The 15,012-nt window shown below is 45.0% G+C and carries 11 protein-coding genes, 1 tRNA gene and 2 pseudogenes; 12 read left to right on the forward strand and 2 right to left on the reverse strand.

What is annotated here, in order from left to right; translation table 11 throughout:
• The first annotated feature begins 894 nt into the window (after positions 1 to 894).
• The 3 genes from G5287_RS16845 to G5287_RS16855 all read left to right on the forward strand — a co-directional run bounded on the left by G5287_RS16845 (position 895) and on the right by G5287_RS16855 (position 3,585).
• A complete protein-coding gene (locus tag G5287_RS16845; RefSeq protein WP_106843740.1) occupies positions 895 to 1,692 on the forward strand; it encodes a restriction endonuclease in 798 nt (265 codons plus the stop codon).
• 88 nt (positions 1,693 to 1,780) lie between these two features.
• The gene (locus G5287_RS16850; protein ID WP_106843741.1) at positions 1,781 to 2,797 is read left to right on the forward strand and encodes an AbiV family abortive infection protein; all 1,017 of its coding nucleotides are present in this window, start codon (positions 1,781 to 1,783) and stop codon (positions 2,795 to 2,797) included.
• Positions 2,798 to 3,003: 206 nt separating this feature from the next.
• Positions 3,004 to 3,585, forward strand: coding sequence for a hypothetical protein (locus tag G5287_RS16855; RefSeq protein WP_146142129.1), 582 nt, complete (start codon positions 3,004 to 3,006; stop codon positions 3,583 to 3,585).
• Positions 3,586 to 3,672: 87 nt separating this feature from the next.
• Here G5287_RS16855 and G5287_RS16860 read toward each other — a convergent pair.
• Positions 3,673 to 4,713, reverse strand: a pseudogene (locus tag G5287_RS16860) (IS481 family transposase).
• A gap of 412 nt (positions 4,714 to 5,125) precedes the next feature.
• Between G5287_RS16860 and G5287_RS16865 the strand changes: the two are divergent.
• Positions 5,126 to 5,569, forward strand: coding sequence for an antitoxin Xre/MbcA/ParS toxin-binding domain-containing protein (locus tag G5287_RS16865; protein ID WP_106843743.1), 444 nt, complete (start codon positions 5,126 to 5,128; stop codon positions 5,567 to 5,569).
• Positions 5,570 to 6,138: 569 nt separating this feature from the next.
• Here G5287_RS16865 and G5287_RS16870 read toward each other — a convergent pair.
• Positions 6,139 to 6,453, reverse strand: coding sequence for a phage integrase N-terminal SAM-like domain-containing protein (locus tag G5287_RS16870; RefSeq protein WP_265343887.1), 315 nt, complete (start codon positions 6,451 to 6,453; stop codon positions 6,139 to 6,141).
• 159 nt (positions 6,454 to 6,612) lie between these two features.
• On the opposite strand from G5287_RS16870, the gene G5287_RS16875 reads away from it, so the two are divergent.
• The 8 genes and pseudogenes from G5287_RS16875 to G5287_RS16910 form a co-directional block, all read left to right on the forward strand.
• A complete protein-coding gene (locus G5287_RS16875) occupies positions 6,613 to 7,458 on the forward strand; it encodes a hypothetical protein (RefSeq protein WP_146142130.1) in 846 nt (281 codons plus the stop codon).
• Between the two features lie 136 nt (positions 7,459 to 7,594).
• Complete coding sequence (locus G5287_RS16880) at positions 7,595 to 8,434, forward strand: restriction endonuclease (protein WP_421231583.1); 840 nt, start codon at positions 7,595 to 7,597, stop codon at positions 8,432 to 8,434.
• A 79-nt stretch (positions 8,435 to 8,513) separates the two neighbouring features.
• Positions 8,514 to 9,341: a TIGR02391 family protein gene (locus G5287_RS16885; protein WP_106843746.1), complete on the forward strand. Its 828-nt coding sequence runs from the start codon at positions 8,514 to 8,516 to the stop codon at positions 9,339 to 9,341.
• A gap of 104 nt (positions 9,342 to 9,445) precedes the next feature.
• Positions 9,446 to 9,835, forward strand: a complete 390-nt coding sequence (locus G5287_RS16890; RefSeq protein WP_421231584.1) for a DUF6173 family protein — start codon at positions 9,446 to 9,448, stop codon at positions 9,833 to 9,835.
• 112 nt (positions 9,836 to 9,947) lie between these two features.
• Positions 9,948 to 10,763 carry a virulence associated protein gene (locus tag G5287_RS16895; RefSeq protein ID WP_106843747.1) on the forward strand — a complete coding sequence of 272 codons (816 nt, stop codon included), beginning with the start codon at positions 9,948 to 9,950 and terminating at the stop codon, positions 10,761 to 10,763.
• The gene (locus tag G5287_RS16900) at positions 10,753 to 13,860 is read left to right on the forward strand and encodes a DEAD/DEAH box helicase (protein WP_236353577.1); all 3,108 of its coding nucleotides are present in this window, start codon (positions 10,753 to 10,755) and stop codon (positions 13,858 to 13,860) included. The genes G5287_RS16895 and G5287_RS16900 overlap by 11 nt, the downstream gene beginning before the upstream one ends.
• A gap of 273 nt (positions 13,861 to 14,133) precedes the next feature.
• Positions 14,134 to 14,199: transfer RNA gene (locus G5287_RS16905), tRNA-OTHER, on the forward strand.
• A 451-nt stretch (positions 14,200 to 14,650) separates the two neighbouring features.
• Positions 14,651 to 15,012, forward strand: a pseudogene (locus G5287_RS16910) (IS3 family transposase); the annotation flags it as partial.

Consider the following 15,012-nt stretch of genomic DNA (forward strand, 5'->3'; position numbering starts at 1 on the left):
CATGCCAAGCAACCAAGACGTTTCATTGATAATATTGGTTTTAGTCGTGATATAGCTCATATTCATGGTGGTAACACCATGGTATGATTGAAAAAATCATGAAATGGTGCCCAAATGACCACTGCGATTCTGAGCCCCGGATAGTGTTGTCAGTCGGGTGCGGTAGCCATCCCAATGCGGAGCAGAACTACAACAAGCCGGACGGGATGGCTTCGATTCAAATAAGCTAACCCTGGAACTCATTGGGGCAGATCTAACGTGGTTTGACGCAGGTATAGCACGAGTGCAAGAGGAAATCCGGCAGAGTCATTGCCGCGCCCAGAGCAGTACATACGTGATACGCTGAATGTAAACCTTTCCAAGGCCTCCTCCTGTTCTGTACTGCAACCCTAATGGGCGGGTTCAAATTCAAGACTCTACATATCAAATCAACCAAGAAGCTGTGATTTTTGCAGGTATCTATGTAGGGCACATAGGGATTCTGGGATAGATGGACCCTCAAATTGGGACGGTATGGAAAAAACAGTTATCGACGAAATTATAGAAGCAAAGCTCCTCAAAAAATTGTCATATGAAACAGAGCTATCTCACGATGAGATAGCGGAAAGGATGCCAATTATATTTGCAACGTACTCTTTTAAATGAGTATTCATAATATTAATAGTTCAGAACTGCCATCTAGGCATTATATTTGCCAGACGCTGATGGAAACACATGTGGAAGTGCTAGTCCAGAAAACACTCTTACTGCGGCGCTCGACGCAGCAGAAAATATGATGGCGCATTGGTGCTGGATTAAAAGTAAACTAATAAAATGCTTAACAAATAAAAGTACGTAGATGCAGCAAAGCTGCACCGATGTTTGAGGCGTTAGCCACCACGTAAGAGTTACGTAATGACAAAAGAATGGTTCGATTTCCAAGAACGTATAAAAGACCACTTCGTCTCTCTTGGTGCTGAGGCGAAGACGAATGCTCGCATACAAGGCGTGCGGACATGCCATGATATCGATATATATGTGCAAACCAGATACCTCGGTGAGAATCTGGTTTGGTTGGTTGAGGCAAAGTATTGGGAAAGCAAAGTTACAAAAGCACAGGTATTAACGCTTAGGACTATTGTAGATGATATTGGTGCGGATCGAGGCTTTATAGTTTCAAAGGTTGGCTTTCAAAAAGGTGCTCTGGAAGCTGCCGATAAAACAAATATCAAGCTAAAAACGTTCGAGGAGTTGATCTTTGATACACGGGAGTTTGCTGAGTCAGAGATACTTAGGGGTTATCTTGAACGAGTAAATATTCTTGAAGATAGGTACTGGTCTCACCCAAAACGCACAAGGATTGAGTACGGACTTCGCCATGATATTCTCGACAACGTATTCACCTTCACTGGACAAGAGCTCCTTACAACTGCAAGAAGTGCAATAATGGCAGCTGGGGATCGTAATTATCCTATTAATCTACAGATGGTTCTAACTAAGCACAAAGGCGAGGCTTTCGCTGAAAATTTTCAGCAACTATGTAATTGGCTCAACTTAAATCTCAATCATTTAGATGAACGTATTCTCAATGCAGAGTGGAGAATGTTTGAGAACGGAGATTACAAACCGCGCACAGGTCGAACTAAGAAGGGAGATCTTTATACTACGGAACTTATGGCGAAAGCCATGATGGGTAGAACTGAGGAGGGGTAGTAGCTAATAAGTTACTGCTCACCGAATAATTAGTCGCTTCGCTCCCAATCTTTCGGTGAGCAAGGCATTAGTCCTCATAGGAATCGCAATGCCGATATCAAGCAATGATCAAGACGAGTTCGCCGCCGACTTGGCTCGCTATGTCTCTGGTGCCAACCCGAAGAACGCATTGACCCTGAAGCAGGCCGCTCAAGGTGCTCATTTATGCTTCGTGAATACGAAAGAATTGCTTCTTGACGCGCGTATTCTGGCCAAGCAAGAACGATTATGCCGTGCGCTTTCTGTTACGGTGCTGGCGTTAGAGGAATTGGCGAAAATCTCCGAATTGTACCGAGTGGCGATTGAAAGCCAGTTGTCCTCTGATGCCGTGGACTGGAATGTATTCTGGAAAGAATTTAACTATCACAAGCCCAAGCAGAAACGCGCCACGGCATACGGAAATGTGCTCAGAGGCGTTGTGGGTGAAGGTGACGGCTTGAGCAATCCATTACCTTATAAGTCATACTTTTCAGATGATACATTTGGGCATTTAGACAAAGCTAAACAGAAGAATTTTTATGTCGATTTTGCTGACGGGAAGTTTGTCGCCCCGAGAAATGACGACAAGACCAAAGAGATTCTTGCAGAGTTATATGGCTTTGTAAGCGAGCGGGTTGACTCGTTTGGTTCTTGGCATTCGTCGATTGATCGTAACATCACTTTTTTTGAAGTTACTATCAAGCGAGCCAAATCTTTCTTGAAGAGTGTTGCTTTCTCTGATTCAGGGTTAACTTCAATCAATCGGTGGGCTAGTACTTTTACTCCCGAGGAAGTTCATGCGGATATTATCCGGTTAGCATGCTATAGATCATCTGGCGGGGTGCCAGACTACTACAGTTTTACTCCTGAAATGGAGTTCATTCGCGGCATAACCGACGAAAATCGTGAAGCGATTTTGACCAAAGTGGTTGGCGAAATAAGGGTTAGAATGGATGCTTGTGAGGTTTTGCCGCAGTTTGCCTATCGTGCATATTGTATGTTCAAACTTATGATCCACTATGGGCAACGCAATCTTTCCAAGAGCGAGTTCAACAATGTTTTTCCGAAACTCGAAAATTCCGGCTAACAAGGCAATGCACACGACAAGCTCGTGATTGCGTGGGGTTGACATCGGAACTCTCCTTTGTATATATTGCAGAAGGTTTTGGCTACCACCCTGCTGCGAATGGGAAAACGTCTTTAAACACATAAACTAGACTCTATTACTTGGCCTACGTTTCAAGCAGCATGTGACAAAAGCGATCGCTTTCGGCCTTACGTAAGGAGAGCTTTATGTTTGCTTATCAAGAGATTGTCGCTGGTGTTAAAGCTGCCGCAAAAACAAACCCTTCGGAAGATTACTCACACTGTCAGCTTCTCAATTTACATTCTCGCAATCTGGGTTTTCAGAGTTTTCATCACCTACAGTCATCACTTAAAGCTGTTCCGAAAGACAATCTTAGTCAGATTTCTACCAAATTGATGCGAAAGGTATGCGCCAGCAAGCTGCCCAGTCAAGACTCCTCATATTTTGAGTTTTGGTGTCATGCCGATGGTTCTTTTTCATTCTATAGCTATTGGATTGGTTGGGATTGTTTCGGTAAAGAAGTCCGTGTACCTAGGCCTTTGATTGGTTTAACATCAGTTAAGGGTTTAAGAAAGCAAGATGATTTTCCCGTTTACGTATTAGAATCAACTAAAGAAGTTCTTGCTTGGATGTTTGGGTGGAAAGGCATGGCATATATACCTGAATCAATTGCACGAAAGTATTTTGCATTTCATTTTAATAAAGATTATTTGGTTGATAAAAACCATAATGTGTCATTGATGAGGGAAAAAGATCCTTTTTCTACTGGCAAATTTTGCAGTGACTAAATAGTTTATCTTCTAACAAAATATTTAATAATGAATCCTGTACAGATCTAGTTATCACCTGACACCGGCCTCAAACCGGTGTCTTGTTTACTCTACGTTATCGCGTACTTCTTTCGGTATCAATTTCAGTCCATTCTTGAACATGCTGTAGGGCGTCTGCCCTTCCATCATCCTCCCCTGATGTGGCCGCTGGGTGTTGTAGTGCTCCAGGTAGCTATCCAGGTCTGTCTGCATCTGTTCTACCGACTCATACCAGGTCGTTCTCCCCTTGATACGGAAGTGTTCATCCAGCAGTGTGCGATGCAGTCGCTCGATAAAACCGTTGCTCTGCGGCCTGCGTACCTTGGTTGTCCGGTGTTCAATTCCCTCCAGTTGCAGAAACAGCTCGTAGGGATGATGGTCTGGGCGCCCACAGAACTCGCGCCCGTTATCTGACAGGATGGTATAGACCCGCGCCTCATGGGCTTCGAAGAACGGCAGTACCGTTTCATTGAGCACATGAACCGAGGTCACCGGCAGCTTGCTGGTATAGAGCCGTCCCCAGGCGTGGCGACTGTAGCAGTCCAGCACGGTTTGTAGATACACCTTGCCAACCCTCTTGAGCGCGCCGACAAAGAAGGTGTCGACAGCCACCAGTTCTCCGGTGTAGTGAACCTCAATCTGGCGTTCTCGGAACTAGGGACTGAATCGCTCTAACAGGCGAATTTGCTCGTCATTGAGCTCAATGGTCTGCTCACGGTGAGTTTTCTCGAGGCGCAGCAAGCGGTCGTGTTTGGAGAGCAAGTCGTGCCGTTACCACACGCCACGCACACCGCCCGCACTGACATTGATGCCTTGCAGAGCCAGCTCTTGCTCGACCCGCAGCGGGCCATGAGTTGGTCTGGTGAGGGAGTAATCGAGGATGGCCTGTTCAATCTCGGGAGCGACCCGATTGGGATGAGCCCCTTTACAACGGAGCAATTTGTCGAGCAAGCCCTCGGCGCCATAGGTCTGGTAGTTACGGCGAATTTCGTAGAACTGCTGACGGCTGTAGCCGACGAGCTTGCAGGCTTTGCTGACGTTATTGAGCTCTTTGGCGAGCTCTAGCTGGCTGTGTTTGCGACGTGCTACTTTCTCGTTGGTGGTCATATGGTGACTCCAGATAACACGGTAGGGGTACCGTTTTGTTATCCGGTTTGAAGCCGTATGACCACTCCCTTTTGTGGGTATCGGTCAGGTGAATACCACCTCCATACACGTGACTATGTGCTTATAATGACTACACAACTATTGGTGGCCAGAAAGGGAACAGATTGAATTCACAATGGTTGTCATATGGAGATTATCAACTAATCGGTGCGAGCTTGTGTTGAGCAACGACGAATCCAATTGGGATGAATGCAATTAACGTATTGATTTACATAAAATTATATAATGATGTCAATTTTGTAGCTGACGGCTTGCGAAATGCCTCAAAATAGACGATGACCCAATGAACTCCTGAGTGATGATTTGCATTGGGCTGTCATCAACAACCCCCAGACGGAGGCACAGACTCATAATGACTCATGTAGAGCAATCTCCCCCAACCAGCAATCTATCTGTTCTGGAGTCGCTCGGTCTACCACGTAACTGGCTAGCCGCCCATCAGCACATAGTGTCTGGTGTATCTCCTGAGATCGTCGTCAAACTGAGCTCTCTACTGGGGTCTAATACCCAAACAATTTGCCAGATGATTGGCATTAGCCGAGACACACTGAATCGCCAAATCAAACGGGGCAATCGCTTATCGACAGCTCAGGGAGATCGCGTCTACTGGGTTGCCTTAGCAGTGGACACAGCCATATCCCTACACCGGGGAGATACTGCTAAAACGATGAGCTGGCTCACCCGCTCTGCGTGGGGATTGGGTGGTGAAAAACCGGCCGATGTGATTACTACGCCTATGGGAGCGCAGGCAGTTATCGATCTTGTCGGCCGGATTAGGCATGGCATCCCCTGTTGATTAAAGGGTCATACGTGACCGCACCAACAATAGGCTCATTTGGTGAGCCGATCAACTCGACCAATCGGCTCACTTGATGAGCCGATCACCTCGACCAACCGACTCACTTGATGAGCCGATCAACACAACCACTCAAATCGTGGTTAGATAAGCTCTTGATGCCCTTAAATTTTCCCAAATTGATCAGGGCCTGCGGGTTGATAATCATCCGAAAACATATTCATCAACCGATGATCACCCCAGAGTGTTTGCAACTATCCGATCTAACGGTCTCTATTTCCCTCTCCCTGTAGCAAAGGAGCTGGGTGAGGGAAATATCCGTATCCTCTGCTAACCAAACTGCCAGTTTAACACCGCAGTCGCTCACTAATTGATTGAGTCTGCTCATATTTTTATCAATTGCCTCTTTCCATCTCTCGAGCTCCCCCCTTAAGATAGCCAAACGAAAATCCATCTCTCAGGGAAGCGTCATGGGAGCGATTCGTGACACCATGTTGGTTAACAGCAGCGAGCTGAGGGCTGTAACTCAGGGGCGGTAGCCTTGCCTGATGAGATAGGTAAGCGAGTGGCTACCCGTTACTCAACATGGTGGCTGTATTCATTTCTTGGTTGTCAATCGGCAACATATTTCGTTCGGCGGCAAGCCGGGTGAGAAAAGCATTGACCTCAGCAGAACCGAGTTCCTGCGTGTGTCGCAGTTGATGAAAGCGTATGAAATTGCGGATCCAGTACAAGTAGGGCTTTTCAGTACGGATGCTGTAGTGATGTAAACGCATCACTGTCCTGACCTGTTCACGCAGGCGGGACTTGCTGGCGCCTTCCTGGCTGACTCCTATACTGTTTTTATATACAGTGGTAATGATAGAGCAAAAAGAGGAGGTCAAGCGAATACGTCCAAGTATCAGAAGAATACTGGTAATGTTTTGATTTAATTTGTTTTTTTCGTGGCGACTATCAGAGTAGAGCGGAGTTATACGGAAGGCTCTGTTAACGGATTAGTACCGCCTTCCATCCAATCACTGTTATGCATCAAAGGAGAGATGGTGCCTAAATCGAAGATAAAGAACGAATATTTGGAAAGGCTTGCATTTGTAAACGACCAGCTTTGCTATTTCCAGTTTGCCGATGATGAGGTCAGGAGAATCATCGATGGGCTTGGTGACGTTAACCCATTGAGAATGACCCCTGAGATATTTAGTGAAAATCCGTACTCGAATAGAATTAGAGTAAGATTTGAGGAGCTACTGAGCTTTCGAGAAAGGGCTATGGCAACAAGCTATGGAATATCAATTTCACTAGGAGTTGAGCATCTACTTTATTATTTAGATGATGCCCGTGAGTTGAAACTGGAGATATCAAATGCTTCCGAATCTCCCGAAAAAAGTGATACACCGGAGGCAAGGTTAGAAAATAACTTTAAGCAATGGGGTGCAAGTATTAACCCTGCTGTATTTAAAACCATTAAATATTTCCGGTTAAGGCGCAATCATATCGTTCATGCTAGGTCTGCTCTTACCTCTGAGTTTGATCGTTTTTTGAGAAACGAAAGCCATCACTTGAATTCATATTGGGCTGCTAAGACTTCTTTAGCAGGTCTGGACTTTTCTTCAAAAGAAGTTGAGAGGTTCAGTGTCTCAGAGGTTTATACATGCGCAAAGCTTTTAAGAGTATGTGTAGAAGAAATTGATGAGGCTATAGCTTCAACATTTTCGAATGAAAGCCTAATTGACTATATGACTAAAGAAATACTCAACAGAGACAAAAAGCTGAAAGGTTCTAGCAAGGTTCTTTCTCGCAAAGTGCGCAGATGCTTAATTGATCATTTCGGTGTTGAAATAGACCTGTCAGAAGTAGAGTCTTCTGTTGTTGGTTTTCTAGAAAATGCATAACAAGGTGGTGCAGTGGAGCCAGCTACGCTCCGCATTTTTTGGTATCGCTACGCACTTTTTACCATAAAAAATGCTCCACTACGCTAGCCCACTGACCACGGCGTTATGCATCTTTCACCGTCCGAGGAGTGCGCTTATGACAAATGAAAATACCGAGTACGAGAAACTGGCTCAGGAAATTTATCAGGCGATCAGTGATGCCGAAGGCGTGAAGAACATTAACGTTCAGCACAACGTGAAGCTGCTTGGGAAGTCTGGCTGCAACCATCAAATTGATGTTTATTGGGAATTCGAAATGATGGGGATAAAGCACTGCGTGGCGATCGAGTGCAAGAACTACTCAAGCGAGGTGTCAGTCGGGAAGGTGCGCGATTTCTTCGGTGTGCTGCACGACGTTGGAAACACAAAAGGCATCTTTGTCACGAAGGTCGGATATCAAAGCGGCGCGGAGAAGTTCGCCAATCACTATGGGATTGTGCTGAAGGAGTTGCGATTCCCGACGGAAAAGGACTGGGAAGGAAGAGTCAAGAATATTGTGCTTACTATTAATGTTCTGTTCATCGATATCAAGGAGCGGAGCTTCGACGTTGATATCGATTGGCTCTTGGCGAATTCGAACTTCAAAGAAGGCGATCAAATCTCTTTTGGCTGCATGGCCGATGAACTGAAGATCGTCGATTCGTCGGGCAAAGTCATTTCAACTTTGCATGAGCTTGAAAATTCTCTTCCCCGAGATAAGCCAGTCATCAACCAAGAAGCGCATCCTCAATTCTCCGACGGGTTTCTTGTTGATCCATCATCCGGCCAACGGTTCAAGATCAACGGAATCCGATACCTGTACGACGTTGTCTCAGAAACGCAGACGTCAATTTCCGAGGGAAACGCAATTGCTAAAGCCATTCTGAAAGACGTGAATTCCGGTGCAATCAAATTTTTCGACAAGAGCGGTAACGTTCGAGATGTACGAGATGCATAACCCTGCGGTCCACCGGACGCTGCGCGATAAAGCCGCGCAGCGCCGGTGACCTCCATGTTAGGGCAAAGGAGAATTCTGGGTGCCAGTAAAAAGTTTTGACTTAGCCACGCTTGAGTCTCTATCAAAGATATTAGGGGATACGTCTTCAGGTCTTACCGGAACTGAAATATCAAAATTTTTTTCGGAGTGTAGTATCGAAGATCCCGGTCTTAACTCTACAAAATGGCGACGACTTTATGACTCGCTTTCTCAAAAGCAGCAGAATGACAGATGCGCAAATAACATTGTATTTTTCATTCAGCATGTAATGCGACCTTCAAGGCACTTTGATAACCATGAATGGTTCGAGGATACCAGAGCCAAACTAAATAAAGTTTTATCTTTTGAGGGGCTAGAACTTGAAGATAGCGGCAATATAAAACAGGTTATAAAAACAAAAACGATATCTGAGTCTGAGGCTAGAGCATCTAAGCTTAAGCAAAATTTGCTGTCTAGGCGCGTTCATCCCGATGTGCTTTACTTTTGTAAATCCGAATTGTTAGTAGACAACTACTTCCATGCCGTATTTGAAGCCACAAAAAGTATCGCTGAAAAGATACGTTCTAAAACGGGACTCACTACAGATGGCGCTGCGTTAGTTGATGATGCCCTTTCTTTTAACAATAAAATACCTCATCTAGCTTTGAGCTCTTTACAGACCGAAAGTGAGCAAAGCGAGCAAAAAGGTTTTGCTAACTTATTAAAAGGCATATTTGGCACCTTTCGGAATACTACAGCACATGCGCCGAAAGTAACCTGGGTTATTGAAGAGCTAGATGCGCTGGATATACTTTCAACTGTTTCATTAATTCATAGGCGTTTAGATGGTGCAATTGAAGCTCAAAAAATGTACCAAGGCAGGCCCTAACAATCGGCTGTTGTCGCCCCTTCGGGACTGGGACGGCCTTTCCGCCGCTGCGCGGCTTCAAGACCGCCCCCAAGCCGGGCGTTATGCCTCAGGAGAAGAAACAGATGGACACCAATGACTTGATGCAACGATTCAATCCCGCGGACCTCATTCCGCATATACCGAAAGATCAGAATTTGGCGGATGAATTTCATAGGCGCCTGATTGAGTGGATAAATGACTTTCATCGCTCGCTTGATGAAGAACACGAAGTGGGTGCCAGGTTGGTGAGCTTCGGGCAAACAGTGACGTTTCACATTGACGACATCGGATACTGGAATCCATCTCTCATATCCTTTCAAGGGAAAAATGAGAATGGAGAGGTGGTAGAGTTAATTCAACATGTATCTCAGATCAGTGTTTTGTTGGTGGCCTTAAAGAGAGAAAACATCCACCAACCCAAGCGGCCAATTGGCTTCGTGAGCTGGGAAGAGTATGACGAACAGAAGGCATAACACGGCGCTCCAGCCGATGTCAGGCCGCGTTGCGGCACTCCACGGCACCTGTCTAGATTGGCACTCTGATCAACACGAATAATTAAACATAGAATGGCTCGGTATACTGCAAATGCTATGGACTAAAGAACATATTCAGTGGCTTCACGATACTGGTGAAGTAATAGCTATTTCAACAGGTGAGAACGTCCCTGTATATGAGTTCGCTTACGATGTGGCCAATGAAGAGGTCATGTCTCACTGGGCAAGGCATTTCAGAAATCACTATTGCAGTGATGATGTAATAGATATACTCAAACCTGTAGGGATGACAAAAAAAGATTATTTGTTAAATCTAAAGTTCCCGCATAAAACTAAAAGCCCTGGGCCAAGTATCCGTGCAGGAGATTTTGCTGAAATATTGGTCGCTGATTACTTAGCGTTTCTTCAAAATTACTATGTTCCAAGAACTCGCTACGACAGGAAGATAATTGGCAATGAGTCTTCCAAGGGCTCAGATGTCCTAGGTTTTAAGAAAAAGAATAAAAAACCAACTAACAAAGACGAACTAATGATTTATGAGGTAAAAGCGCGCCTTTCTGAGAATAATGCCAGAAATACTTTGCAAACAGCAATTGACGACAGTTCAAAGGATGAGATTAGACTTGCGGAATCGTTAAACGGCGCAAAGCAACGGTTATACGATCAGAGAGATTTTACCGGAATGGATATTGTCTCAAGATTCCAACAAAATGTTGACCACCCATATAAAACAAAATTTGGAGCGGCAGCGGTTCTTACTGACAGCTCATGTTGCGTGGAAACTTTGGCTGAAGCTTCTACTCAGAAACATTCATTTCGAACGAAGTTAGAAATGATTGTGATAAAAGGCCCTGTATTGATGTCTTTAGTACACAGCCTATACGAGAGGGCTGCTAATGAAGCTTGAAGCGCCCTCTAAGAAAATGCTGGCAATTACGAAGTCGAAAGCAAAAATGTATGAGTTTGCTATTGATGAAGCATCCCATATAGCGCTGCCTGGCGATCCACGTAAGCTATTGGTTACGACTATTGGTATATTAGGCGACCTGTCTGCTATCGAAGCTCGTGAAGAACAACAGGTTGAAGAGACTGATAAACATGAAGAGTTAAAGTCTGAGCTTATATCCGTTGGGCAATATTTTGATGCTTTGATTCAGTCTCATCTGGCTGATGAGATGACTATTTATCTAAAGGTTATAGGTTCGGCGGCCTACTATTTAGCGAACATGCCAGGCAGCTCCATCGTTTTAGCCAAAAGTTTAGCCTATAACACAGAACCGCTCACTGACACTTATCTTGAGGGGGTTTTGATATGGATATTAAAGTCCAACTTCGAAGAATATTGGTATCGCGTTGAAAACACCTATTTAACTCAGGCAATAGATGATGTCGGTTATGCCACTAGAAATTTTTTTGGTTTAAGCGTTGATGCCCAGGTCCTTAGACAGGCAATACAGGTCTTGAGGCATGAAGTATACGAAAAAGGTTCTGATAGAGAGCTTTTGTTTGCCGATGTTATTTCTTCTATCCTGCTAAGAAAAATCGAAAACTCGTCAGTAAACTGTTTGCCGAAATATACAAAAACTCCCTTAGAACAATGGGTTAATGTAATTACTAAACCGAAATTTGTACAAGAGTTTTGGCCAGCACAGAGATTATTGGGTGAACAAGGTGTTTTGTCTGGTTTATCTGCCGTTGTGCAAATGCCCACAAGTGCGGGTAAGACAAAGTCGACAGAATTAATAATTCGAAGTTCTTTTTTATCAGGGCGTTCTGACGTTGCCGTAATTATCGCGCCATTTAGAGCATTATGCAGGGAGATTACGGCTACATTTCAGCAGGCGTTCGAGGGTGAAGAAGTAAATATCAATGAATTGCAAGATGTTCTGGATATTTCCGATAGTGACGACAATCTCATAAGATTTTTAATAGGAGAAGCCACCCAGGATGGAATAGCGACCAAGTCTATTATTGTTACCACACCGGAGAAACTTGTTTATCTTCTGAGGCATGAACCTGCTTTAGCTGACTCAATTGGCTTGCTTATTTTTGATGAAGGGCATCAGTTTGACACTGGAAGGAGAGGCGTCACATACGAGTTATTAATGGCCTACCTCAAGTCCCGCGTAGGTGATGCCGTCCAGAAGGTTTTGATCTCCGCAGTAATGGCTAACGCAAACTCTATTGGTGAATGGCTTAATGGAGAGGCCGGTATTGAGATTCAAGGAGCAGGATGTTTACCAACTGTACGAAGTACAGCCTTCGCAAGCTGGCAAACCACAATGGGTCAACTTCAATACATCGATCAAGATCGTGAAGCAGATAGAGATTTTTTCGTTCCTAGAGTGATTGAGCAAGTAAACCTTGGAACGAGAGGTCGAGAGAGGAACGATCGTCTTTTTCCTGCAAAAAATGATAATTCAAGCGTCGCAGCTTATTTAGGGATTAAATTATGCCATCAAGGGCCTGTTGCTATCTTCTGCGGTGTAAAGAGTACTGTCACATCAATATGCGATCTTTTAGTTGATTACTACGATAGAGGACTTGCTTTACCACCACCGAGCATTTCTAGCGATCAACGCGAATTGGAAAAAATTGCGTACCTTTCTAGTTTGCATTTTGGAGATGAGTTTATATTTACTCGTTCGATTTCCTTTGGAATATTGCCGCATAGTTCCAACATTCCGAATGGTATCCGTGTTTCTGTAGAGTGGGCAATGGAGTCCAATAAGTCAGTGTTGGTAGTATGTACCTCAACCCTTGCCCAGGGGGTGAATCTTCCAATTAGGTATTTAGTTGTTTCAAGTACATTTCAAGCAGGACAAGAAATCACAACGCGAGATTTCCACAATCTCATCGGGCGAGCAGGCAGAGCTGGATACCATACCGAAGGGAGTGTCATTTTTGCGGACACAGATGTTTTTGATAAGCGCAATGATTTTCGTGAAAGCTGGCGATGGCAAAGAGCGATGCATTTGCTCGATTTTACTAATGCGGAGGACTGCGCTAGTAGCCTACTGGACTTGATCTCGTCTTTTGATTTTTCAGAACTTAACGTTGATGTTATCCAGTTCATCGCAAATCCCACCGGCTATAGACAAAGCTGTATAGATGCAGGAAATCAAAACGCTATTGATATCAGTTCGCTACTGGATCAGATGGATTATAAAGAAGCTTTAATCGAAGCAATAGAAAGCTATTTTTTGTCCTATTTGAAAGACAATCCAGGTGCGCCTCAAACGTTCTTTGATGAGTTGGCCCAAGGAACATTGGCTTATTTTTTGTCAGACGAAGATCAGAAACAACAGCTACGGGCGGCATTTTCACTTATCGCAGGTAGAGTTCTTTCCGTGTCCGAAGAGAAAAGAGCATTCTTCGGAAAATCATTGCTGGGGTTGAAAAATCTATTCTTAATCGAAAGTTGGCTTGATGAAAATTGGGGTGAAATAACACAAGCTAAAAGCTCAGATGAACTTCTTTTGATTTGCTGGCCTTTGCTATCTCAGCTCAATAATAACAAGATGTTTCTTAAAATAAAGCCTGAATACGTAATGTTAGAATTTGCAAAATTATGGATTTCAGGAACTAGCTACGCGGATCTGCATTGTCACTTGGTTCAATCAGGCGTTTATTATCAAGCAGGGTCGCAGCAAAGAGCTATTAAAATGGACCACGTAGTAGAATTGGCTGACGGTGCACTCTCTTTTGATTCTATGTTGTATGTCGGGGCAATAGCTGATGTGGCTGAGGGTAAAGGATTGGGCGACGATGTATTGGAGCTTCTTAGGCGCTTGCAAACACGTTTAAAACTTGGGCTGTCAAATAGCCTTGAAATGTGGCTCTATTCTCAGGGCTATGTTGATAGAGAGGTTTGCAAGCGCCTTGGTTCTGTTCTTAATGGTCAAGGAGTTGATTCTGATGTGTTCGATTCCGATATATTAAGGACCTACCATCAGGTTGTAAGTGAGTGTATTGGCGAGTTCCCATCGTACTTTAGTGGTTAAGTTACCGTGTAACAAAGCGCTGCTATCGGACAAATTTTCCGCTACGCTCCAAAGTTGCCGTAGAGCGCGGCGTTACCGCAAAGCAGGAGTTCACGGGGACGTGAATCGATTCGTCATTCAGAAGAAACGATAACATAATTCCGATTGTCAGAAAGCATGCTCATTTTCTTGACATTCCAGATTTTCTCTTTATAAAAGATGTAGAAAACTCATGGCAATAGCGTGAGTCAATTGCACTGTTTCTATGGTCGACGACAGTGGCGTAAGTTGTTGAATGTAAAGGTTATATTTGTGCTGTGATATCCAAAAGTGAGGGTTCGAATCCCTCCCTCACCGCCAAATTAAAAAAACCGACCTCAGGGTCGGTTTTTTGCTTTCCGGAAAACACAAACATCGGTGTCGACAACGGCAACAACGACAAAAACAGGTGAGCACTCTCGCCAGACCATCGCCTGTATGAGCAACACCTCCCCGGCACTTCCCATGGAGCAGCTGGTTGGGCATGGGCTTGCTCATCGCCGTTGTGTCATTAGCCGGCATGCCCCCCTTTTCTAACGCTCAGCGACGGGTACCCAGCAAACCACCCTCAGGGCGATGGTGAGGCATGCCACGTCGGCGTCATCTATCTCCTCAGCATGACAGCTTTATGGCAGCCTGAGCGCTCACCACAAGGCTCTGAGCACAGTTTTCCTGTTATCCTCGGCGCACCAGCACCTTACCGCCTCGCGAGAGGCTGTGTCCCGTCCTGAATATGGTTTACACCTTTCCCCCCCAATAAATGGAGAACGCGATGGGACAAGGTGTGAAACGGACACAGCGCGATTACTCACTGACTTTTAAACTGGCACTGGTCGAGCAGATTGAAAAAGGCGAGCTCAGTTGCCAGCAAGCACAAGCCCGATATGGCATTCAGGGCAATTCGACCATTCTGGTATGGTTACGTAAACATGGTCGGCAAGATTGGAGCCAGGGGGCTTCTGTACGTGCCGGCAGGAGCATCACCATGCCTGACCCCGACAACCAGACGCCCGAACAGCGCATCAAGGAACTTGAGCAACAGCTGGCGCTGATGAGCCAGAAGGCCCAGTTCTTTGAGGCCGTCGTCGATGTACTCAAGAATGACTACGGCGTCTCCATCGTAAAAAAGCGACC

The organism is Aeromonas sp. 603079 (assembly GCF_049172135.1).
In the GTDB taxonomy this organism is placed as follows: domain Bacteria; phylum Pseudomonadota; class Gammaproteobacteria; order Enterobacterales; family Aeromonadaceae; genus Aeromonas; species Aeromonas veronii.

What these genes read in the sequence shown, in the direction of transcription:
- G5287_RS16845 (WP_106843740.1), top strand. Translation starts at nt 895, where the DNA reads ATGACAAAAGAATGGTTCGATTTCCAAGAACGTATAAAAGACCACTTC.
- G5287_RS16850 (WP_106843741.1), top strand. Translation starts at nt 1,781, where the DNA reads ATGCCGATATCAAGCAATGATCAAGACGAGTTCGCCGCCGACTTGGCT.
- G5287_RS16855 (WP_146142129.1), top strand. Translation starts at nt 3,004, where the DNA reads ATGTTTGCTTATCAAGAGATTGTCGCTGGTGTTAAAGCTGCCGCAAAA.
- G5287_RS16865 (WP_106843743.1), top strand. Translation starts at nt 5,126, where the DNA reads ATGACTCATGTAGAGCAATCTCCCCCAACCAGCAATCTATCTGTTCTG.
- G5287_RS16880 (WP_421231583.1), top strand. Translation starts at nt 7,595, where the DNA reads ATGACAAATGAAAATACCGAGTACGAGAAACTGGCTCAGGAAATTTAT.
- G5287_RS16890 (WP_421231584.1), top strand. Translation starts at nt 9,446, where the DNA reads ATGGACACCAATGACTTGATGCAACGATTCAATCCCGCGGACCTCATT.
- G5287_RS16895 (WP_106843747.1), top strand. Translation starts at nt 9,948, where the DNA reads ATGCTATGGACTAAAGAACATATTCAGTGGCTTCACGATACTGGTGAA.
- G5287_RS16900 (WP_236353577.1), top strand. Translation starts at nt 10,753, where the DNA reads ATGAAGCTTGAAGCGCCCTCTAAGAAAATGCTGGCAATTACGAAGTCG.